This is a genomic window from Streptomyces microflavus, from assembly GCF_014650075.1.
Lineage (GTDB): Bacteria > Actinomycetota > Actinomycetes > Streptomycetales > Streptomycetaceae > Streptomyces > Streptomyces microflavus.
The window spans coordinates 407,808-429,262 of sequence record NZ_BMUG01000005.1 but is presented as its reverse complement, the minus strand read 5'-3'; the positions used below and the strand labels follow the sequence as shown (position 1 = coordinate 429,262).

21 protein-coding genes are annotated in these 21,455 nt (G+C 72.9%); 10 read left to right on the top strand and 11 right to left on the bottom strand.

The features are described from left to right. Positions 1–16: 16 nt before the first annotated feature. Positions 17–628, bottom strand: coding sequence for a LysE/ArgO family amino acid transporter (locus tag IE264_RS17080; protein ID WP_032754535.1), 612 nt, complete (start codon positions 626–628; stop codon positions 17–19). Between the two features lie 66 nt (positions 629–694). Here IE264_RS17080 and IE264_RS17075 point away from each other — a divergent pair, with 66 nt between their 5' ends. The 4 genes from IE264_RS17075 (at position 695) to IE264_RS17060 (ending at position 4,635) form a co-directional block, all read left to right on the top strand. Further along, complete coding sequence (locus IE264_RS17075; protein ID WP_015606644.1) at positions 695–1,609, top strand: LysR family transcriptional regulator ArgP; 915 nt, start codon at positions 695–697, stop codon at positions 1,607–1,609. An 87-nt stretch (positions 1,610–1,696) separates the two neighbouring features. Continuing rightward, positions 1,697–2,371, top strand: a complete 675-nt coding sequence (locus tag IE264_RS17070; RefSeq protein WP_032754533.1) for a response regulator transcription factor — start codon at positions 1,697–1,699, stop codon at positions 2,369–2,371. Then, positions 2,371–3,675 (top strand): sensor histidine kinase, encoded by a 1,305-nt coding sequence (locus IE264_RS17065; RefSeq protein ID WP_032754531.1) that lies wholly within the window; start codon positions 2,371–2,373, stop codon positions 3,673–3,675. Before IE264_RS17070 ends, IE264_RS17065 begins: the two co-directional genes overlap by 1 nt. Positions 3,676–3,786: 111 nt before the next feature. Continuing rightward, positions 3,787–4,635, top strand: coding sequence for an endo alpha-1,4 polygalactosaminidase (locus IE264_RS17060; RefSeq protein ID WP_032754528.1), 849 nt, complete (start codon positions 3,787–3,789; stop codon positions 4,633–4,635). Positions 4,636–4,650: 15 nt separating this feature from the next. Here IE264_RS17060 and IE264_RS17055 read toward each other — a convergent pair whose 3' ends face one another. Continuing rightward, on the bottom strand, positions 4,651–5,454 hold the full coding sequence (locus tag IE264_RS17055) for a VOC family protein (RefSeq protein ID WP_015606648.1): 804 nt from the start codon (positions 5,452–5,454) through the stop codon (positions 4,651–4,653). 97 nt (positions 5,455–5,551) lie between these two features. Further along, positions 5,552–6,220 (bottom strand): lysophospholipid acyltransferase family protein, encoded by a 669-nt coding sequence (locus IE264_RS17050; RefSeq protein ID WP_032754525.1) that lies wholly within the window; start codon positions 6,218–6,220, stop codon positions 5,552–5,554. A 242-nt stretch (positions 6,221–6,462) separates the two neighbouring features. Here IE264_RS17050 and IE264_RS17045 point away from each other — a divergent pair, with 242 nt between their 5' ends. Together IE264_RS17045 and tsaD are read left to right on the top strand one after the other, a co-directional pair. Then, complete coding sequence (locus IE264_RS17045; RefSeq protein ID WP_032754523.1) at positions 6,463–7,395, top strand: aminoglycoside phosphotransferase family protein; 933 nt, start codon at positions 6,463–6,465, stop codon at positions 7,393–7,395. Positions 7,396–7,495: 100 nt separating this feature from the next. Then, the gene (tsaD, locus tag IE264_RS17040; protein WP_032754521.1) at positions 7,496–8,566 is read left to right on the top strand and encodes a tRNA (adenosine(37)-N6)-threonylcarbamoyltransferase complex transferase subunit TsaD; all 1,071 of its coding nucleotides are present in this window, start codon (positions 7,496–7,498) and stop codon (positions 8,564–8,566) included. A 64-nt stretch (positions 8,567–8,630) separates the two neighbouring features. On the opposite strand, the gene IE264_RS17035 is transcribed toward tsaD, so the two are convergent. The 8 genes from IE264_RS17035 to IE264_RS17000 all read right to left on the bottom strand — a co-directional run bounded on the left by IE264_RS17035 (position 8,631) and on the right by IE264_RS17000 (position 16,235). Then, positions 8,631–10,232: a glycoside hydrolase family 13 protein gene (locus tag IE264_RS17035; protein WP_015606652.1), complete on the bottom strand. Its 1,602-nt coding sequence runs from the start codon at positions 10,230–10,232 to the stop codon at positions 8,631–8,633. Between the two features lie 179 nt (positions 10,233–10,411). Next, on the bottom strand, positions 10,412–11,365 hold the full coding sequence (locus IE264_RS17030) for a carbohydrate ABC transporter permease (protein ID WP_190167655.1): 954 nt from the start codon (positions 11,363–11,365) through the stop codon (positions 10,412–10,414). Positions 11,366–11,383: 18 nt separating this feature from the next. Then, positions 11,384–12,352 (bottom strand): carbohydrate ABC transporter permease, encoded by a 969-nt coding sequence (locus IE264_RS17025; protein ID WP_032754518.1) that lies wholly within the window; start codon positions 12,350–12,352, stop codon positions 11,384–11,386. Between the two features lie 2 nt (positions 12,353–12,354). After that, on the bottom strand, positions 12,355–13,707 hold the full coding sequence (locus IE264_RS17020) for an ABC transporter substrate-binding protein (protein ID WP_015606655.1): 1,353 nt from the start codon (positions 13,705–13,707) through the stop codon (positions 12,355–12,357). 603 nt (positions 13,708–14,310) lie between these two features. After that, a complete protein-coding gene (locus IE264_RS17015) occupies positions 14,311–14,472 on the bottom strand; it encodes a hypothetical protein (RefSeq protein WP_164711256.1) in 162 nt (53 codons plus the stop codon). 172 nt (positions 14,473–14,644) lie between these two features. Continuing rightward, positions 14,645–15,184 (bottom strand): DUF6630 family protein, encoded by a 540-nt coding sequence (locus IE264_RS17010; protein ID WP_032754516.1) that lies wholly within the window; start codon positions 15,182–15,184, stop codon positions 14,645–14,647. A gap of 74 nt (positions 15,185–15,258) precedes the next feature. Beyond that, the gene (locus IE264_RS17005; RefSeq protein WP_373301921.1) at positions 15,259–15,528 is read right to left on the bottom strand and encodes a hypothetical protein; all 270 of its coding nucleotides are present in this window, start codon (positions 15,526–15,528) and stop codon (positions 15,259–15,261) included. Positions 15,529–15,530: 2 nt separating this feature from the next. Next, positions 15,531–16,235, bottom strand: coding sequence for an alpha/beta fold hydrolase (locus tag IE264_RS17000; RefSeq protein WP_032754513.1), 705 nt, complete (start codon positions 16,233–16,235; stop codon positions 15,531–15,533). A 101-nt stretch (positions 16,236–16,336) separates the two neighbouring features. On the opposite strand from IE264_RS17000, the gene IE264_RS16995 reads away from it, so the two are divergent. The 4 genes from IE264_RS16995 to IE264_RS16980 all read left to right on the top strand — a co-directional run bounded on the left by IE264_RS16995 (position 16,337) and on the right by IE264_RS16980 (position 21,381). Then, entirely contained in the window at positions 16,337–17,305 is a 969-nt protein-coding gene (locus IE264_RS16995) for an LLM class flavin-dependent oxidoreductase (protein WP_032754511.1), read from the top strand. Positions 17,306–17,432: 127 nt separating this feature from the next. Next, on the top strand, positions 17,433–19,466 hold the full coding sequence (locus IE264_RS16990) for an ATP-binding protein (protein ID WP_032754508.1): 2,034 nt from the start codon (positions 17,433–17,435) through the stop codon (positions 19,464–19,466). A gap of 23 nt (positions 19,467–19,489) precedes the next feature. Then, complete coding sequence (locus IE264_RS16985) at positions 19,490–19,993, top strand: GNAT family N-acetyltransferase (RefSeq protein WP_032754967.1); 504 nt, start codon at positions 19,490–19,492, stop codon at positions 19,991–19,993. A gap of 251 nt (positions 19,994–20,244) precedes the next feature. Beyond that, on the top strand, positions 20,245–21,381 hold the full coding sequence (locus IE264_RS16980) for a serine hydrolase domain-containing protein (RefSeq protein ID WP_373301920.1): 1,137 nt from the start codon (positions 20,245–20,247) through the stop codon (positions 21,379–21,381). The last annotated feature ends 74 nt before the right edge of the window (positions 21,382–21,455 follow it).

The window sequence follows — 21,455 nt, the reverse complement described above, 5'->3', positions numbered from 1 at the left end:
GGACACCGGCCGACGGTCAGGCGGCCAGGGCCAGCCGGGCGCCGAGGCCGATCATCATCGCGGCGACGAGACCGTCCAGGACGCGCCACGACGACGGGCGGGCGAGGACCCCGCTGAGCAGCCGGGCGCCGAAGCCGAGAGCGGTGAACCAGCACACGCTGGCGAGGATCGCGCCGAGCCCGAAGGTCCAGCGCAGCGGGCCGCGGTCGGCGGCGACGGAGCCGAGCAGGAACACGGTGTCCAGGTAGACGTGCGGGTTGAGCCAGGTCATCGCGAGGCACGCGAGGACGACGCCCCGCTTCGCCCCGGCGGGCGCGTCCTGCGCGTGGAGGGCCGCCGGGCGGAAGACCCGGCGCGCGGCCAGGACGCCGTAGCCGATCAGGAACACCCCGCCCAGCAGCGAGACCGCGGTCAGGGCGGACGGCCAGGCCACGACGACGGCCCCGACACCGGCGACGCCGAGGGCGATGAGGACCGCGTCGGACAGGGCACAGATGACGACCACGGCGAGCACCGCCTCCCGGCGGACGCCCTGGCGCAGGACGAGGGCGTTCTGGGCGCCGATGGCGACGATGAGGGAGAGGCCGGTACCGAACCCGGCGGCCGCGGTGGTCAGAGCGTTGGTCATGGTGCCGACGCTAGGGAGGCCCGTCATGCATGTACAGCTAATGATTCTTACGTATCATTAGCCGCTGTGATGTCTGAGCTTCCCCTCGATCAGGTACGGACCCTGCTGGCCGTCGTCGACGAGGGCACCTTCGACGCCGCGGCGAACGCCCTGCACGTGACGCCGTCGGCGGTCAGCCAGCGCGTGAAGGCCCTGGAGCAGCGGACGGGGCGGGTGCTGCTGATGCGGACGAAGCCGGTGCGGCCCACCGAGTCCGGGGAGGTCGTGGTGCGCTTCGCCCGGCAGCTGGCCCGGCTGGAGCAGGACGCGCAGTCCGCCCTCGGGATGTCCGGACCGGGCGAGCCGACGCGGCTGACGGTCGCGGTGAACTCCGACTCCCTGGCGACCTGGTTCCTGCCCGCCCTCGGCCGCGTCCCGGAGGAGCTGGGCATCTGTTACGAGCTGCGCCGGGAGGACCAGGACCATACCGCCGCGCTGCTCCGTGAGGGGCTGGTGATGGCGGCGGTGACCTCGTCGCCGGAGGCCGTGTCGGGGTGTTCGGTGCGGAGTCTGGGGCGGATGCGCTATCTGCCGGTGGCGACCGCCGCGTTCGCCGGGCGGTGGCTCGGGCGGGGGACCGGAACAGCGTTGCGTGAGCTGATCGCGGACGCGCCGGTGGTGGACTTCGACCGGCGCGACGACCTCCAGGACTCCTTCGTCCGTGCCCTCGGCTGCGGCCGGCGGGCGGGCGCGCGGCGCCACTTCGTGCCCACGTCGGAGGGGTTCGTGGACGCCGTGGTGGCGGGGATGGGCTGGGGCATGCTGCCCGACGTCCAGGCACGCCCGCTGCTGGTCGCCGGCCGCCTGGTCGCCCTCGCCCCGGACCGTCACGTCGATGTCCCCCTGTACTGGCAGCAGTGGAAGCTCGACTCGCCGGCCCTGGCGACCGTGGCGGAGGCCGTGGCGGCGGAGGCCGCCGAGGCGCTCGACGGGGCCCCTTAGGATGACGGGTCTCTCCCCCAGGTCAGGCTCCCGGTTCGGTCCGGGAAGCGGCCGGGGGCCATCCCCGAGAGACCCGGAGGCGTCTCCTTGCGTGTGCTGCTGGTGGAGGACGACGACGACCTGCGGGCGGTGATCGCGGCGGGGCTGCGCGAGGCGGGCTTCGCCGTCGACGGGGCGGGCGACTGGCCGGAGGCGGACGTGATGCTGCACGTCACGGCGTACGACTGTGTGGTCCTCGACCGGATGCTGCCCTCCGGGGACTCCCTCACGCGGCTGGAGTACAGGCGCCGGGCGGGCTGGTCGGCGCCCGTGCTCTGTCTCACCGCCCTGGACACCCTCCACGACCGCCTGCACGGGCTGGAGAGCGGGGCGGACGACTACCTGGCCAAGCCGTTCGCGATGCGCGAGCTCGTCCTGCGGGTGCGGAGCCTGACCCGCCGGGCCGCCGAGCGGCTGCCCGCCTTCCTGAGCTGCGCGGACGTGGTGATGGACCTGGCGCGGCGCGAGGTGCGGCGGGGCGGGGTGCTGCTCTCGTTGAGCCCGAAGGAGTACGCCGTGCTCCAGCAGCTCCTGGTCCACCAGGACAGCGTCGTGACGCGTACGGCGCTGCTGGAGCACTGCTGGGACGAGATGGCCGACCCGGTCTCCAACGTGGTGGACGCCGTCATCGCCGGCGTACGGCGCAAGCTGGGCGCGCCGGGCCTGGTGCACACCGTGCGCGGCCAGGGGTTCCTGATGAGTGCGGGCCCGGGGCCCTGCTGATGGCGAGGTCCGCGCGGCGCCGCACCCCCGCCCGGAGCCGGCTGCGCCTGCTGCAGCTGCGCCTGACCGTCGCGTACACCCTGATCACCGTCGTCGGGCTGAGCTGTCTGTCCTGGCTGGTGATCCGCACCGACGACCGGTCCCGGCAGACCGCCGAGTACGACGAGATGCGCCGCCGGGCCTCCGTCGCGGCCTCGCTCGTCTACTACGAGGACGACCGGATCCGGCTCGACGGCCTGAGCGACGACGAGGCGACGGCGGGCACCCCCCAGATCCTGGTGCTGGAGGACCGGCCGGGCTCCGGGCCCGCCGTGGTGTTCCGGGGCCGCACCCAGCAGTTCGACGTGCCGGGTGCGACGGTCGCGCGGGCGGCACGTTCGGCGATGCGCATGGAGGAAACGGTGCGGCAGGAGGCACGCGACCGTTCGGGCGGGCCGGTCCGGCTGCTGGCCGTGCCCTTCTACCACGACGCCACCGACGAGGTGGCGGGCGCGGCCGTCGCGGTGGGGGATCCGGAGTACGGGGCGGCCGAGCACCGCAGCCTGGTCCTCTCCCTCGTCATCGGGTGCGCCGCCCTCACCGCGCTGGCCGCGCTCACCGGCCATGTCCTCTCCGGGCGGTCCATGCGGCCCGCCTGGCAGGCGCTGGAGCAGCAGGAGCGGCTGCTCGCCGACGCGGCGCACGAGCTGCGGACCCCGGTGGCGGTGATGCGCGGTTCGGTGGAGGTGGCCGAGCGCGGTCCGGGCGGGCTGCAGGCCCATCTGCCGAGGATCCGCCGGGCGGCGGACCGGATGGGTCATGTGGTGGAGAACCTGCTGACCCGGGGGCGGTTGGAGGCCGCCGTGGAGTCGGTACGGGCAGAGCCGCTGCGGCTGGACCAGCTCGTGGAGGAGGTCTGCGCCGATCTGCCGGAGGGCGGGCACCGCCTGGAGCTGCGGCTGGAGGAGTCGGTGGTCGAAGCGGACGCGGCGCTGGTGCGGGTCGCCGTACGGAACCTGCTCGACAACGCCGTACGCCACGGTCGTCCGCCCGGGGAGGAGGGCCCGGCCGTCCTCCTCGTGGCCGTGCACGGACCTGAGGTTACGGTCGCCGACCGGGGTCCGGGGGTGGAGCCCGCGCGGCTGCCGGAGCTGATGGAGCGCTTCCGCTCGCCGGGCGGCGGTACGGGCATCGGCCTCTCGCTCGTGCACCGGGTGGCCCTCGCCCATCGGGGCAGCCTGACCGTGCGGACCCGGACGGGCGGCGGTGCGGTGTTCGTGCTGCGGCTCGCGCCCGCCCGGTCGCGACGGCGCCGGGCACGGTGAGGCCGCCGTCTGCGGGCTTGGTGAGCGTTGTGAGGGTGACGCTCACGATTCGCTCATGATCGGCCGGTCATGCTGCGGGGGCAGGTACGAAGACCACGCACGGGAGTCCCCATGTCCAAGCACGCCGTCACCCCCTTCCTCCGCCGCAGGTCCACCCTCGCCGCCCTGGCCGGCGGGGTCGCCGTGGCGGCCGGCGCCGGGGTCATGTTCTCCAGCGCCTTCGCGGCCAAGGCTGCGCCGAAGGTCGTCCTCCCCCAGGCCAACGCCACCTTCGACTACCAGATCGGCGGGGCCTACACCCCGCCCGCCGGGGTCAAGGCCCTCTCGCGCGACCGGGGCGCCCAGCCCGTACGCGGCCTGTACAACGTCTGCTACGTCAACGCCTTCCAGACCCAGCCGGACGCGATGGACTGGTGGCAGAAGAAGAACCCGGACCTGCTGCTGCGCGACAGCAGCGGCGAGCCGGTCAACGACGAGGCCTGGGGCGAGGCGCTGCTCGACACCTCGACGGCCGCCAAGCGCACCCGGCTCGCGAACATCGTCGGCGGCTGGGTCGACGGCTGCGCGAAGTCCGGGTTCCAGGCGGTGGAGCCGGACAACCTCGACTCGTACGAGCGCTCCGGGGGCCGGCTCACCAAGGCGCACAACGCCGCGTTCGCCAAGCTGCTGGCCACCCGGGCGCACGCGGCGGGCCTGGCGATCGGCCAGAAGAACACGACCGATCTGCTGGGGCAGCGCAAGAGCATCGGCTTCGACTTCGCGGTCGCGGAGGAGTGCGGCCGCTACGACGAGTGCGCCGACTACGCCACCGCGTACGGCAACCGGGTCTTCGTCATCGAGTACACCGCCCGCGACTTCTCCAAGGCCTGTTCCTCGGTGGGCGCGAAGCTTTCCGTGGTGCAGCGGGACCTCGATGTCCGGCCCGCCGGGCGATCGGGGTATGTGTTCCGCACCTGCTGATGCGCCCCGGCGCCGTCACTCCGGGGAGGCCGGCGCCCGGTGCGCACAGAGCGTGAAGAGGGCGCCTTCGGGGTCGCCGATCACCGATTCGGCCCCGTCGTCCGGGGAGCCCGTCGGCGGGGAGACCTCGCCGCCCGCCTTCCGTGCGGCCTCGGTGGCCGCTTCCAGGTCGTCGACCTGGAAGCGGACGTGCCACCGGGGGCGCAGCCGGGGGTCGGGGGACGCCCCGTCGCCGCCGCCGCGCAGGGTGGCCACGGTGTGGCCGCCCTGGCGGACGACGACGGTGTCCTGCTCGTACGCGTAGCCGACCTCGCAGCCGCCGGGTTCGAGGGGGTCCCAGCCGAAGACCGCGGAGTAGAAGATCGCGGCGTCGAAGGCGTGGCTCGTGCGCAGTTCGAGGGCGGCGGGTGCGCTGCCCCGCCCGATCGACCAGGGCGGGGTGCGGCCCTCCCAGAAGCCGAACCCGGCTCCTTCACGGTCCGCGGCCACGGCTCCCCGGCCGGGGCCGAGCCGGATCGGCCCGACTGCGATGGTGCCGCCGCGTTCCCGTACCCGGGCGGCGGTGGCGTCGACGTCGGCGACGGCGAAGTACGGGGTCCAGGAGGTGGCGGTGGGCAGGCCGGGCCCGATCCGGCCGATCCCGGCGACCGGCAGGCCGTCGGCGTGCGCGATGGTGAAACCCTCGCCCAGGGTGCCGGAGCGGAACGTCCACCCGAGAACGGCCGTGTAGAAGTCCTGTGCGGCGTGCAGGTCCCGGGCCATGAGACTGACCCAGCAGGGAACGCCGTGCGCCGGGGTGCTCAGCTCTGCCGCCGTCATCGGGATCCGTCTCCTCGCCGGGACAACATGCCTTACATACCTACGCTGCCCGGGTCGGCGGCGCCACCCGGGCGCGTACCCGCGACCGCCGTGACTCTCACCGTGCGGCGAGCGCCGCCGCGGGTTCGCCCAGGTGCCGGGCCGCCGTGCGCCAGGCGGTGGTGACGGCTTCGCGGGCGGCGGCGGTCGCGGCCTCGACGCCGGGGGGCAGATGGACGGGCGAGCCCAGGTGGACGTGGAGCCGGGGGCGGCGGGCCGGTGCGGTGAGGAACCCCGCGATCTGCTTGGCGCCCGAGCCGGAGGTCACCCGGCGGGCGCCGGCCTGGCCGAGCGGGACGACGGGCGCGCCCGATGCGTGGGCCAGGCGGGCGATGCCGCTGCGGAAGCTCTCCGGCGGCGCCTCGGCGGCGTCCGTGCGCAGGGGCAGCCGGCCCTCCCCGTAGATGAGGACGTGACGCCCCGCCCCGATCGCGGCGGCGGCCGTGCCGAGGGCGTCGGCCGCCCGGTGGGTGGCGCGGTGGACGGGCACATGGCCGCCGCGCTCCAGGAGCCGGCCGAGGACCGGGATGCGCCAGAGGCAGGCGGTGGCCAGGACGACCGGTTCGACATCGAGGCGCAGGAGTGCGGCGAGGACGACGCCGGGGTCGGCGAGGGAGGTGTGGTTGGCGACGATGATGGAGCCGGGGGCCGGGGCTCCGCCGTCGTCGGACGTGACCGTCAGACGGCCGAGGCAAGGGATGACGGCGGCTGCGACGCTGCTGAGCACGGCTCTCCTGGGGTCCTGTCGGTCGGGTGACCTTCGCGGTCGTGTTCATCGTCGCGGCGGCCGGCCCTTCGGACCTGAGTTCGGATACTCAGCCGGGGGTGGGGTGCGGTGCTCGGGCGGGTACGGCTCCTGGTGCGCTTGCGCGCGTAAAGGGCGAGCGTGCGGCACCGGATCGGCCGCAGACTACGGGCATCGCCGACGACGCCTCCCCGGCTGAAGGCGTCCTTGAGGAGCTGCCCCGGATGAGTCCTGTCCCCTCCCCCGCTTTCGTTGTCCCCGACGCCCTGGTCGCGTCGTACGGCGCACCCGGTGACCCCCGGGGCCGGGCGTGGCTGGCCGCGCTGCCCCGGCAGGCCGCGGATTTCCTGGACCGCTGGGGGCTTCGGCGGGACGGGCCGGCCGGGAGCGGCATGGCCGGGCTGGTGCTGCCGGTGGTCCGCACGGACGGTACGCCGGCCGTGCTCAAGCTCCAGCCGCCGAGTGCGGAGAACTCCGGGGTGGCCGCGGGGCTCCGGGCCTGGGACGGCGACGGGGTGGTGCGACTCCTCGACAGTGATCCGGTGGCGGGCGCGCAGTTGCTGGAGCGGCTGGACGCGGGGCGTCCGCTGTCGGCGGAGCCGGACGGCACGGTGGCGGTGGGCGTGCTGGCCGGGCTGATGGCGCGGCTGTCGGCGGTGCCGGCGCCGCAGGGGATGCGGAGGCTCGCCGACATCGCGGAGGCGATGACCGAGCAGGCGCCCGAGGCGCTGTTGCTGCTGGGTGATCCGGCGGAGCGGGAGCTCGTACGGACCTGTGCGGCGGCCGTGGCCGAACTGACCGGTGAGGCGGGTGACCGGCTGCTCCACTGGGATCTGCACGACGGCAACGTGCTGGCCGGTGAGCGGGAGCCATGGCTCGCCATCGATCCGGAGCCGCTGGCCGGTGACCCCGGGTTCGAGCTGTGGCCCGCCCTGGACATCCGGTGGGAGTACGTGGTGGCGGGCGGGGTGACGGGCCCGGTGCTGTACCGGTTCGACCTGCTCACCGAGGCGCTCGGCCTGGACCGGCGGCGGGCCGCCGGCTGGACGCTGGGCCGGGTGCTGCAGAACGCGCTGTGGGACATCGAGGACGGGAGGACCGCGCTGGAACCCGCTCAGGTCGCCCTCGCCGCGACCCTGCTGGAGCACCGGTCCTGATGATCCGGTACGCGGCCGATCCGGTACGCGGGCCGCGCGGACCGTCGGCTACCTTGTTGCACATAGGTTGCAATTACCGATTTACGGCAAGGAGGCGGCCGTGGGCTCTCCCGTGGTGCTCGGGATCGAGTCGTCGTGCGACGAGACCGGGGCCGGTCTGGTCCGGGACGGACGCCTGCTCGGTCACGCACTGGCGTCGAGCATGGACGAGCACGCCCGCTTCGGCGGTGTCGTGCCCGAGATCGCCGCGCGGGCGCATGTGCACTCCTTCGGCCCCGTCGTGCGCCAGGCGCTGGAGAGCGCGGGACTGCGGATTTCGGACATCGGCGCGGTCGCCGTCACCACCGGGCCCGGCCTCTCCGGGGCGCTCCAGGTGGGGCTGGCCGGGGCCAAGGGACTGGCGTACGCGCTGGACGTGCCGCTGTACGGGGTCCATCACCTGGCGGGGCACGTGGCCGCGGACACCCTGGAGCACGGTCCGCTGCCCGATCCGTGCGTGGTGCTGATCGTCTCCGGCGGCCACACCTCGCTGCTGCTCGTGCGGGATCTGGCCCGTGACCCGATCGTCCATCTCGGGGACACCGTGGACGACGCGGCCGGTGAGTGCTTCGACAAGGTGGCCCGGGTGTTCGGGCTGCCCTATCCGGGCGGTCCGGCGATCGACCGGGCGGCGCGGGAGGGCGATCCGCGCGCGGTGGCGTTCCCGCGCCCGATGACCGGGGCGCGGGACGCCCCGTACGCCTTCTCGTTCTCCGGGCTGAAGACCGCTGCCGCCCGGTGGGCCGAGCAGCGGCGCGTGGAGGGCGGGGAGCTGCCCCTGGCCGACGGTGCCGCGTCGCTCCAGGAGGCCGTGGCCGATGTGCTGACCCGCAAGGCGGTGGCGGCCTGCCGCGACCACGGGGTGTCCACGCTGGTCGTGGTCGGCGGGGTGGCCGCCAACTCGCGGGTGCGGGAGCTGGCGGAGGAGCGGTGCCGGGCGGCCGGGATCACGCTGCGGGTGCCGCCGCTGCGGCTGTGCACGGACAACGGGGCGATGATCGCGGCGGTCGGTGACCTGCTGGTGCGGGCCGGGGCGGAGCCCGCTCCGATGGACGTGTCGATCGATCCGTCGGCGCCGCTGGAGTACGCGGCGCTGCACCCGGTGGCGCGGGGCGCGGTCCGGGCCGCCTGAGCCGTGCGCGCGGCCCCGGACGCCGTCGCGGTGTCCGGGGCCGGCACGGTTCGCCGTACGGGGATCAGACCGCCAGCCACACCGCCGTGTCCTTCGGCAGCCGGCCCCGGTCGTCCAGGGGGTTGCTGGCGAGCAGGACGCCGGTGTGGTCCGGGAGCTCCGCGGGGGCTTCGGCCAGGTTGACCACGCAGACCAGGGTGGCGCCGCGCGCGAAGACGAGGACGTCCCGCTCCTCGCTCAGCCAGCGCAGCTGCCCGGTGTGCAGCTCGGGCAGGTTGCGCCGCTGCCGCAGGGCCTCCCGGTAGAGGGCCAGCATGGAGGCGGGGTCGGTGGCCTGGAGGTCGGCGGCGTGGGCCGCCCAGTCGTCCGGGAGCGGCAGCCAGGGCTCCACCGTGGAGCCGAAGCCGGCGTACGGTTCGTCCGCCGCCCAGGGCAGCGGGGTGCGGCAGCCGTCGCGGCCGGGGGCCCGGCCCTGGGACCGGAAGTACATCGGGTCCTGGATGCGGTCCAGCGGTACGTCGGCCTCCGGGAGGCCCAGTTCCTCGCCCTGGTAGAGGTAGACGGAGCCGGGCAGGGCGAGGGAGAGCAGGGCGGCGGCGCGGGCGCGGCGGGTGCCGAGTTCCAGGTCGCTGGGGACGCCGAACGCCTTGCTGGTGAAGGCGAAGCTGGTGTCCTCGCGGCCGTAGCGGGTGACGGTCCGGGTGATGTCGTGGTTGCAGAGGACCCAGGTGGCGGGGGCGCCGACCGGGGCGTGTTCGGCGAGGGTCTCGTCGATGGACCGGCGCAGCCGCTCGCCGTCCCAGGGGCAGCTGAGGAAGCTGAAGTTGAAGGCGGTGTGCAGTTCGTCGGGGCGCAGGTAGCGGGCGAAGCGCTCGGAGTCGGGGAGCCAGACCTCGCCGACGAAGATGCCGTCGAACTCGTCGGCGATGGCCCGCCAGCCGCGGTAGATGTCGTGGAGCTCGTCCCGGTCGACGTAGGGGTGCGGTCCCGGGTGTCCGGCGACGTCCGGCAGTGCGGGGTCCTTGGCGACGAGGGCGGCGGAGTCGATGCGGACACCGGCGACGCCCCGCTCGAACCAGAATCGCAGGACGTCCTCGTGCTCCTGGCGTACGGCCGGGTGCGCCCAGTTGAGGTCGGGCTGTTCGGTGGCGAAGAGGTGCAGGTACCACTGGCCGTCCTCGACGCGGGTCCAGGGCACTCCCCCGAACTCGCTCTCCCAGTCGTTGGGCGGCAGTTCGCCGTGGACGCCGCGGCCGGGGCGGAAGTGGAAGAGTTCCCGCTCCGGGCTGCCGGGGCCCGCGGCGAGCGCCGCCTTGAACCAGACGTGCTGGTCGGAGACGTGGTTGGGCACGATGTCGATGATGGTCCGGATACCTGCCTGCCGGGCCTCGGCGATGAGCTTCTCGGCCTCCGCGAGGTTGCCGAAGGAGGGGTCGATGACCCGGTAGTCCGCGACGTCGTAGCCGCCGTCCGCCATCGGCGAGAGGTACCAGGGCGTGAACCACAGGGCGTCGACCCCGAGTTCGGCCAGGTAGGGCAGCCGGGACCGCACACCCGTCAGATCGCCGGTGCCGTCGCCGTCGCCGTCGGCGAAGCTGCGGACGTAGACCTGGTAAATGACGGCCGAGCGCCACCAGTCGTCGGCGGCAAGCTGGCTGCCTTCCATAAGGCGGGTTCCTTTCGGACGGGCGCGGTCGCCGACGGGGTGGGCCGGTCCGCGCAACAGGGAGGAGCTGGAGGTTCTGGCGCCGCCGCCCCGGAGCGGGGCGGGATGCCGGGGGCGGCGACGGGTCCGGGGTGGGCGGTACGGGTCGGCCCGAGGTCCCGCCCGGTGCTGACGGCCGGTCAGCCCTTCGTGCTCCCCGCGCTGATTCCGGCGATGATGTGCCGCTGGAAGACCAGGAACATCAGGACCATGGGAATGCTCGCGATGACCATGGCGCCGATCAGCACGGTCAGGGGCACGTTCTGGGAGAGCTGGACCAGGGCGACGCTGATCGGCTGCTTGTCGGTGTCGGAGAAGACCATCAGGGGCCAGAGGAAGTCCTGCCACACGGCGACGAGCGCGAAGATCGAGACGACGCCGAGCACCGGCCGCGACAGGGGCAGCACGATGGACCAGAGCGTACGGAGCTTGCCCGCGCCGTCGATCTCGGCCGCCTCCAGCACATCGCGCGGTATCTGGTCGAAGAACCGTTTGAGCAGGTAGAGGTTGAAGGCGTTCGCGACGGCCGGCAGCCAGATGGCCAGCGGGTCGTTGAGCAGGTTGACGTGGATCAGCGGCATGTCCACGATGGTCAGGTACTTCGGTACGACGAGGGCCTGGACCGGGACCATCAGGGTGGCGAGGATGCCGCCGAGGATCACCTTGCCGAAGGCGGGCTTGAGTTTGGACAGGGCGTAGGCGGCGGCCGTGCAGAAGATGATCTGCAGCACCCACGCCCCGGTCGCCTGGACCACCGTGTTCCACAGGTGGGTGGGCAGCCGCATCAGGTCCCAGGCGTCGGTGTAGCCGGTCACCTGCCACCGGTCGGGGACGAGGGTGGGCGGGGTGCGCACCACTTCCTCGGGCGGTTTCATCGCGCCCGTGACCATCCAGTAGACGGGGAAGAGGAACGCGAAGGCGAAGAGGAGGACGACGAGGGCGAACACCGACCAGTACGTGACCTTGCCGCGCCGTCCGGCGAGCGCGAGCGGGGAGACGATGGTGCGTACGGACCGCTCGGCGGGCGGGTCCGCGGGCCGCTTGGTGAGGGCGGCGGGTGGCTGCTGTACCGGGGGCGGAGCTGTCTGGGTCATGGTGGGCGGCCGCTCCTCTCAGTCGGTGCGGGTGAGTCGCAGGTACAGGGCGGAGAAGGCGCTCAGCACCAGCAGGAGCATCACGCTGAGGGCGGACGCGCCGCCGAAGTCGTTGTAGAGGAAGGCGTACTTGTAGATCAGGTAGAGCACGGTGACGGTGGAGTTCTCCGGCCCGCCCCCGGTGATGACGAAGGGTTCGGTGAACACCTGCATCGTCGCGATGACCTGGAGGAGCATCAGCATCAGGATGATGAAGCGGGTCTGCGGGATGGTGACGTGCCGGATGCGCTGCCAGACGGACGCGCCGTCCAGCTCGGCCGCCTCGTAGAGCTCGCCGGGGATGCCCTGGAGCGCGGCGAGGTAGATGAGGACGGTGCCGCCCATGTTGGCCCAGGTGGCGACGATGACGAGGGAGACGAGGGCGGTGTCGGCGCCGTTGGTCCAGTTCGACGTCGGCAGGTGGAGAAAGCCGAGCACCTCGTTGGCGAGGCCCGCGCCCGGATCGTAGAACCACTTCCACAGCAGGGCGCTGACCACCGGCGGGATCATCACCGGGAGGTAGACGACGACCCGGAAGAACGCCTTGGCGTGGCGGAGTTCGTTGAGGACGAGGGCCATGACGAACGGGATCGCGAACCCGATGACCAGGGCGAGCACGGTGAAGGTGAGCGTGTTGCGCCAGGCCGCCGCGAATTCGGGGTCCTGGAAGACCCGGGTGAAGTTGGCGGTGCCCACCCACTGGGGGTCGGAGCCGGGCGTGTACTTCTGGAACGCGATGATCACCGACCGGATGGCCGGGTACCAGGAGAAGAGGATGAAGCAGAGCAGACCGCCGGTCAGGAACGCGTAGGCGGTGGCCTGGTCGGCGATCTTCCGGCGGAGCGGGGAGAGGGGCCCGCGGCCCGCCGGGCGGGCGCCCCCCGAAGGGGGCGTCGCGCCGGCGGGCCGCGTCACCGCGGGTGGAGCCTGCTGGGACGTGGTCTTCATGCTCAGCCCCGGGTCAGGATTCCGTCGATCTTCGACTGGGCGTCCTTGAGGAGCTGGTCGATGTCGGCGTCCTTCTTGGTGAGCACCGCGGAGACGGCGCCGTCGAGGACGGCGTAGATCTGCTGGCCGTGCTTGGGCTCCAGCTTCATGTCCAGGTTCTGGCCGCCGTCGATGAACGCCTGGTAGTTCTCCACCGGCACGTTGGCGGACGCCTTCTTCAGCTCCTGGTCCTTGGCGTCGGTGGCGCCGGTGAACAGGCGCGGCTCGGGCAGGCCGACCGGCGACTGGTCCTCGGCGGCGCGGGCGTAGTTGTTCATGTAGCCCTGGCCCGGGGTGAGGAAGGTCCACTCCAGCCACTTGAGCCCGGCCTTGATCTGGGCCGGGGTGGCCTTCTTGTTGAACATGTAGCCGTCGCCGCCCATCAGGGTGCCCTTGCCGCCGGGCATCGGGGCGAACGCGAGGTCCTCGTACTTCCCGCCGGCCTCCTTGACGATGCGCGGCACGTTGTCGGGGGCGGCGAGGTACATGCCGAGCTTGCCGGAGCCCATCATCTGGAGGGTGTCGTTGATGATGAGGAGCTGCTTGGCGCCCATGGAGTTGTCGCGCCAGCGCATGTCCTTGAGGTTCTGCAGGACCGCCTTGCCCTCGGGGGTGTCGACCGCGGCCTTCTTGCCGTCCTCGCTGACGACCGAGCCGCCCTGCGAGTAGATCGAGGCGGTGAAGTGCCAGCCGCCCTGGTTCTGGGCGCTGTACTCGGCGAAGCCGACGGTTCCGTTGCCGAGGCCCGCGATCTTCTTGGCGGCGGCCTGGACCTCCGGCCAGGTGGCCGGGGGCTTCTCCGGGTCGAGGCCGGCCTTGGTGAACAGCGCCTTGCTGTAGAGCAGGCCCATGGAGTAGTTGGTGCGCGGAACGCCGTAGATCTTCCCGTCGACCGTGTAGGCGTCACGCAGGGGCTGGGCTATGTCCTTGTACGCCTTGAGGTCCTTGACGTACTCGGTGATGTCCGCGGCCTGGTTGATGGAGACGACGCGTTCGGTGTCGGTGAAGTACGTGTAGAACACGTCCTCCATCTGGCCTCCGGCCAGCTTCGCGTCGAACGTCTTGGGGTCCTGGCACGGGAAGGCGTCGTGCGCGGTGATGTCGATGTCCGGGTTCTGCTTCTCGAACGTCTTGACGTCCTCGTCGAACCGCTTGTGGTCGATCTTCGCACTCGGCTGGGGCCAGCAGTTGACGGTGATGCGCGTCTTGCCGTCCGCGGCGCTCTCGCCCTCGGAGTTGCAGGCGGCCAGGCCGGTGACGGCCAGTGCGGTGGCGACGGCGGTGGCACAGGTACGACGAAGAACAGAACTTCTCATCGGTGGACCCCTCTAGGGCAGGAGTGCGGGAAGCCCACAGCCACGAGCTGTGCGGCGGACCACACTCAACCACCGCCGACGAATGTCCGCAAGATGTCACGTTGATTTCGTAAATCATTGACAGCTCTTGCCCGTCGTGCGCGACAAGCGCCCGCAGAAGTACGGGCGAAAGGCTGTACACGGAGGGGTGGATCCGGCTATTACGGGCACGCCACCCCCGCAACGTCCGCAAGCGGCGGCAGCCACGGCGCGCCAGGGGCCACTTCGGGAAACGCGGGGGAAATGAAGGTGCGGCGAGGTTGCGGCGACCGGAGGGGCTGGGTCGGCACGGCCGCCCGCCCTTCGCCCGCGACACTCTGGGAGCGCTCTCCGCGCCGACGCGCGGGCCGCTCACCGGGGCGGAGGCGAATGTTCCATGACCGTTCGCCGGGTGGCCGCGGTGGCACCGGTGCCCGGTCGAGCACTCGGCCGAACCGCGGCCCCACCCACTCTCGCCGACGACGGTTCTTCAGTAAGCCGTCGCCTCGGATACGCAAGAATATGGCAATAGTTGCAAGACGTTTATTGTCTTGTGATGGACATGCCCGCCCTCGGCGGCCTGTCCTAGCGGTACGCGGCGGACGACCGTACGCCGCCGAAGTCGATCGCGCGGTCCGCGTCGCGCAGGACCTCCTCGGCCACGCGTCGTACCTCGGCGAGCACGTCTCCCTGCTCCTCCACGAGGCCGGCGTAGATCGGTGCTTCGGTGCTGTCTGCGGAACTCATGCGCATTTTCCCGTCAGGTCTGGTGCGAAAAGCCCCGCCGGTCGGCGGAGCGGGGGCGAGTGTACGTGGTGGGTGGCGGACCCCGCGATTCCCGGTCCGGGGACCGAGACGCCCCCGGACCTGCCGGAACAGCGGCCGGGCCGCGCCCCGGCGGCTGCGGGCGGCGGCTCGCTCACCGCCTGGAGCGGCCCGCGCCGAGGTGCCGGAGGGGGAAGCCCGCACGGGCGGCCAGGGCGGTCAGCTCTTCCGTCCGGGCCGCCCGCAGGCCCACCACCGGGTAGCAGTCGGACTCGATGTCGAGGACGGCCAGGGCGGCGCCGATCTCCCGGTAGCGGCGGCCGCAGGCGTGCAGGAACTTCTCCGTCGGCAGGAGCATCTCCGCATCCCCGAGGAGCACCCAGGGGTCCACGGACGGCCGCGACCCCAGCTTCCTCAGCTGTGACCGGATCTCCTGCGCGTCCTCCTTCCAGTCGAACTCCGCGAGCAGTCCGTGGGCGTCGAGCGCGTCGACGAGGGCGATCCAGGCGAGGTTGCCGACCGGCTCGTCGATCCCCCGGTCCGCCAGCCGGTCCCCGAAGGCGCTCACGTAGTCGTGAGGACGGTCGTGGGCGTGCAGGACCTGCTCGGCGACGTCGGGGTGGGCCGGGGCGAGGAGCGAGGCGATCGCAGCGAGGGCCTCGCGGGTGTCGTCGGGGGCCTGTGGTTCGGGCATGGCGGTGCTCTCCTTCTGCGGCCGATGGCTGGATGGGCCGGCGGCCGGGTGGGTCGGGTCCGGTTTCTGCCTGTTCAGGGCTGCTGCGGGCGCGGGGCGGCCTGCGGGCGCCGCCGCCCGGCAGCGGGCAGGGGACGGTGGCCCTCGGTCCACTCGTTCACCCAGCCGCAGCCCGAGCAGGCGTAGCGGCCGTCGAGTCCGGCGATCTGGGTACCGCACCGGGCGCATCCGATGTACGTGATCTCCGGGTGCTCGGCCACCGGTTCGGCACGGGCCGACCGCGGTTCGGTGCGGGACCGGGGTTCGGTGCGGGTCCGCTTGCCGGGGTCCGGGGTGGTGCCCATCGTCATCGCCCGGTTCCGGCGGCGTCCAGGAGGACCCGGGCGAGCTCGCGCGGCCTGGAGAACATCGGCCAGTGGCCCGTCTCCATCGTGACCAGCTCCCACCGATCGCCCTTCAGGAGCGCGGCCACGTCACCGCCCGGCTCGGCTCCGTCGAGCAGGCACTTGATGTACGTCGCGGGCAGCGAGCCGAGCGGTCCTCGCAGGACGGCCGGCTCGGTGAGCGTGGCGCCCGGGTGCGAGGTCGCCCCCGCCACGATCCGGGCGATCTCCTCGTCGCCGAGTCCCTGACCGTCGAAGTCGGCCGCCGTCAGCGGGGGCCAGAAGCCGTCGTTCGCGGCGATCGCCGCCTCGATCTGCGGCCGGCCCTCCGGCCAGCCCGACACGAACGATTCGCCGTCGGCCGGGACGTTGGAGTCGACGAAGACCGCCCGGGCGAGCCGGTCACCGATGCGTTCCGCCGCCTGACCGGCCGGAATGCCCGAGTAGCTGTGCCCGACCAGGACGACATCGTGCAGATCGAGGCGCTCGACGTAATCGACGATGTCGTCGACATGGGTCTGCTGTCCGGCCGCCACGCCCTGCTTGTCGGCGAGGCCCGAGAGCGTCAGCGGATGGACCGCGTGCCCGTCGGCGCGGAGGTCGGGCAGCACGTCGTTCCATGCCCACGAGCCGAGCCAGGCGCCTGCCACCAGTACGAAGTTCGTCATGGCAGCAACGTAACGCAGGGGTCTGACAGTGCCCCCGGCCTCCGGGCCCCCAGGGCCGCGTTCGCTAGGTTCTCCGTACCGAGACTCAGAGGAGAACACCTGTGCCCTCCCCCACCCTTTCCCCCGCCGTGGGCGTCCTGCTGCCGCGCGATCTGCCCACGCACCTGATCCTGCCGTTCGCCCGCCGGGCCGAGGAGCTGGGCTTCGGGTCGGTGTGGGTGGTGGAGGATCTCGGGTTCCGCGGCGGGGTCGCCCAGGCGGCCAGCGTGCTGGCCTCCACGTCCCGGATCCGGGTGGGCATCGGGCTGCTGCCCGCCGGTGCCCGCAACGTGGCGTTCGCGGCGCTGGAGATCGCGACCCTCGCCCAGCTCTTCCCCGGCCGGACCGACGTCGGTGTGGGGCACGGCATGCCCGGCTGGATGCGGAGCGTCGGGCAGTGGCCCAGGAGCCCGCTCACCTTCCTGGAGGAGTACATCGACTCCCTGCGCGCGCTGCTGCGGGGCGAGGGACCGGAGGTCCGGGGGCGGTACGTCCACCTCGACGGCGTCCGGCTCGAGAAGAGCGCACTGCCCGACGTGGTGCCCGACATCCTGGCGGGCGTCCGGGGCCCCAAGTCCCTCGCGGTCTCCGGCCGGGTGGCCGACGGAACGATCCTCGCCGAGCCCGTCACCCCCGAGTACGCCCGGGCGGCGCTCGGACACATCGGAGCCACCCGCCCGCACCGCCTGGTCACGTACAACATCGGCTCGGTGGGCGCCGATCCGGAGGCGGCTCTGGCCGCCGCGCGCCCCGGTCTCGAGTGGATCGGCGAGCCGGACTGGCACGCCCACATCGCCCCGCTCCCGTTCGCCGCGGAGTTGGTGGAGCTGCGGGCGGAGTGCCCGACCCGGGAGGAGTTCGTCCGTCGGCTGCCCGATGCCTGGGTCGCGCGGCTCGCCGTGACGGGCACGCCGGAGGCGGCCCGCGCCCGGCTGGCCGGACTCGGTGCGGCGGGCGTCACGGACGCCGTCCTCGCCCCGGTCGGACCGGATCCGCTCGGGGCCCTGGAGGCGCTGGCCGGAGTGGTCTGACGACGGGCGAACCCGCCTTTCGTTTGTGTCGACTTCCGATCGAACAGGAGACATTGTCAGCCGTTTTTGACTGCTTTTCGCTATGGACGGAGGCTGCGGGCCCAGGCGAGGCAGGATGGCCTGCGTGATGGGCAACCTCCCCGTCGTGACGACCAGTTTCGTCGGCCGCGACAGCGAACTGGACCGCATCGACCGGGCACTTCAGGATCACCGGCTGGTCACTCTCAGCGGGAGCGGCGGGGTCGGCAAGAGCCGGCTGGCCCTGCAGACCGCCGAGCGCGTCCGGGACCGGTACGCGGACGGCGTGTGGTGGGCCGACCTCTCCCACCTGGATGACGACCAATTGCTCACCACGACGGTCTGCGACGGTGTCGGGCTGCTGGACCACAGCCCCCGCCGGCCGGTGGCCGCGCTCTGCGAATGGCTCTCCGACCGCCGTCTGCTGCTCGTCCTCGACTGCTGCGAGCGGGTCGTCGACTCCTGCCGGCAGCTCGTCACCGAACTGCTCTCCGCCGCGCCGGGGCTGACGGTCCTGGCCACCAGCAGACAGCCGCTCGGAGCGGAGGGCGAGCACGCCATGGAGGTCTCCCCGCTCTCCGCGGGCGAGGACGGCGACGAGGCCGTCCGGCTCTTCCACGACCGCGCCGCCGCCGTCGTCCCCGGCCTGGCGTTCGACTCCCCCGGCGACACGGCCGCCGTGGCCGAGATCTGCCGCCGCCTCGAAGGGATACCGCTCGCCGTCGAACTGGCCTGCGCCCAGCTCCGCGACAGCACCGCGCAGGAGATCACCGGGCGGCTGGCCTCCCGGCTCGACGCCCTCAGCGACAACACGCTCTGGCCCCGCCGCCACCGTGCCCTGCGCACCACGATCGGCTGGAGCCACGAGCTCTGCGCCCCGCTCGAACGGCTCCTGTGGGCCCGGCTCTCCGTCTTCCGGGGCGTCATCATGACGGCAGACGCCGAGGCGGTGTGCGCCGGCGGGCCCCTCGGTGGCGAGGCCATCGCCCCCGCCCTGGAGAGCCTCGCCGAGCAGTCCGTGCTCCGGCGGACCGGTGACGGCTACCGGATGCTGGACACACTGCGCGAGTACGGGGCGATGTGGCTCGCCGAGCTGGCGGAGGACGCGCTCTTCACGGACCGGCACGCGCGCCACTTCGCGCAGACAGCCGTGCAGGCGCACGCGGGCTGGCTGGGCCCCCAACAGGTCGAGTGGTACCGCAGGGTCGCCTCCACCCACCCGGATCTCTGCGCCGCCCTGGAGCACCTGCTGGCCGAGGACCCCGAGAAGGCGATGGAGATGGCCGGGTGCGCCGGTCTGTTCTGGAGCTGCTGCGGCCATCTGCACCAGGCCCGGACCTATCTGGAGCGGGTGCTGGCCCTGCCCCTCTCGGCGGGCCCGCACCGCACCCGCGCGCTCTGGGCCCTCGGCATCACTCTGACCCTCCAGGGCGACCACGAGGCGGCCCGCCGGGTCGGCAAGGAGTGCGAGGAGGCGGCCCGCCTCGGCCAGGACGCCGAGGCGGCCCTCTCGGCGGCCCACTCCATGAGCTTCACCTATCTGATGATGGGGAGGCCGCAGACCGCGCACCTGGTCAGCGACCACGCCCTGCGGCTGCACCCGGGGGACCCCGCCGACGCCCCCTCCCAGATGCGCTGCCGGGTGATACGCCTCTTCGCCCTGTCGGCGCTCGGCCGGCTGGACGAGGCGTACGAGGAGGCGACCCGGCTCCAGCGGATAAGCCTGCGCTTCGGCGAGCACTGGGGGCGGGCCTACGCCGATCACCAGCTCGCCCTCATCCATCTGCTGCAGGGCCGCCCCCGCCACGCCGAGAGCCACGCCCGCGCGATGCTCGCGAGCAAGCACGAGCTCCACGACAGCCTCGGCATCGCCCTCGGCCTCGACCTGCTCGCCGGTGCCATCGCCGCCCGGGGGGACGGGGTCGCGGCGGCCCGTACCTCCGGCACGGGACACACGTACTGGCGGATCATCGGCCACCCCCACCGCGGCACCCCCGAGCTCGGGGCGATCCGGGAGCAGTGGGAGCTCCAGGCACGGCAGGCGGCCGGGAACACGGCGTACGAACGGGCCTACCGCCGGGCCTCGGCCGACGACGCCGAGCGCGGCCTGGCCCATGCCCTGGAGAGTCAACTCCCCTCGTGAACAGGCCCTACCAGCATCCCGGTGTGACGATCATCAGCCGGCTCACGGTCGGCCATGCCGAGGCGCTGCTCGCGTTCGAGCGGGAGAACCGCGCGTACTTCTCCGCCTCGGTGCCCGACCGGGGCGACGGCTACTTCACCGGCTTCGCCGCACGCCACAGTGAGCTGCTCGCCGAGCAGGAGGCGGGGCTGCACCACTTCCATGTCGTCGAGGACGCCGACGGGACGCTCCTTGGCCGGATCAACCTCGTCGGGGTGCAGGACGGTTCGGCCGAGCTCGGCTACCGGATCGGCGAGAAGGCCGCGGGGCGCGGGCTGGCGACCTGGGCGGTCCGGCGGCTCTGTGTCACGGCGGTCCAGGAGTACGGACTGACCGTGCTGCGGGCGGAGACGACGCTCGACAACGCGGGTTCCCGCGCGGTGCTGGCCCGCACCGGGTTCCGGCCGGTGGAGGAGGTCATGTTCGGCGACCGCCCGGGGCGGCGCTACGTCCTCGATCTGCACGGGGGTACCGTCCCGGCCCCGTGAGGGGCGCTTCCGAAGGAGACGGGAGACGGGCGGGTGGCGGTGATCGGCCGGATGGTCCACCTCGGGAGCGGGCTCGGGCCGGCCGCCCGATGCTGAGCTCGCGGCAGCCGGAGGCAGGGGGGCGGCCCGCCCGACCCACACCTTCAGGAGGTACACCCGTGCCCACACGTCCCCTTCTGCGCGCCCCGTCCCGGCCGCTGCGGCGAACAGCCGTCGTGGCCGCCCTGGCTGCCGCCTCGATCGCCGGGCTGATGACCGGTCCCGCCCGGGCGGGCGGTGACGGGGGCGACGGCCCCCACGGGTCGCACGGACCGGTCGACCGGGAGTTGCAGCGCAGGCTCCGGGCGCTCGTCGACACCCCCGGCGGGCCGCCCGGGGCCATCGCCGTGCTGACGGCAGGCGGCCGTAGTGAGGTGTACCGGGCCGGTACGTCCGAGGTCGGCACCGGGCGGCCGCCGCAGCCCACCGACCACATGCGGATCGCCAGTGTGGCGAAGGCCTTCAGCGGCGCGGTCGCGCTGCAGCTGGCCGACCGGGGCCGCCTCTCGCTCGACGACACCCTCGGCCGGTGGCTGCCCCGGCTCCCCGCCGCCTGGCACCGGGTGACGGTCGCCCAGCTCCTGAACCACACCAGCGGGCTGCCGGACTACACCGAGTCCCCCACGTTCATCGCCGAGTTCGCGGCCGATCCGCGCCGGCACTTCGACTCGCGCAAGCTGCTGCGGTACGTCGCCGGGGAACCGCTGCGGTTCCGGCCGGGTTCGGCGTACCGCTACTCCAACTCCGACAACATCGCCGTGGCCCTGATCGCCGAGGCCGCGACGGGTACCCCCTACGAGCGGCTGCTGGCCGAGATCGTGTACCGGCCGCTGGGGCTGCGCGCCACCTCGCTCCCCCAGGGCTACCGGCTCCCCGAGCCGTACCTGCACGGCTATGACGTGGACCCGCCGAATCCCCCGGAGGACCTCTCCACCGCGATCAGCGCCTCCGGGGTGTGGGCGTCGGGCGGCATCGTCTCCACCCCCGAGAACCTCGGCACCTTCATCCGCGCCTGGGCCGGCGGCCGTGACCTGGGTCCGGCGGTCCGCCGTCGGCAGCTCACGTTCGTCGCGGGCGCTTCCGAACCGGCCGGGCCCGGGCGCAACGAGGCCGGGCTCGCCCTCTTCACGTACAGGACGCGGTGCGGAACCGTGTACGGCCACACCGGCAACTTCCCCGGCTACACCCAGCTGGCGGCGGCCACCAAGGACGGCAAGCGGTCGCTGACCGTCTCGCTCACCTCGCAGGTCAACAGCACGACGAACCCGAGGCTGCTGGCCACCCTGCGCGGCCTCCAGGAGGACTTCGTCTGCCGGCTGCTGGAGCCGCGCAAGGCGCACAAGGCGTAGCGGGGAACAGGAGAAGGGGTACGCCGGGTGTGCGGCGTACCCCTTCACGCACCTCGGTGGTGTGCCCGCGCGGG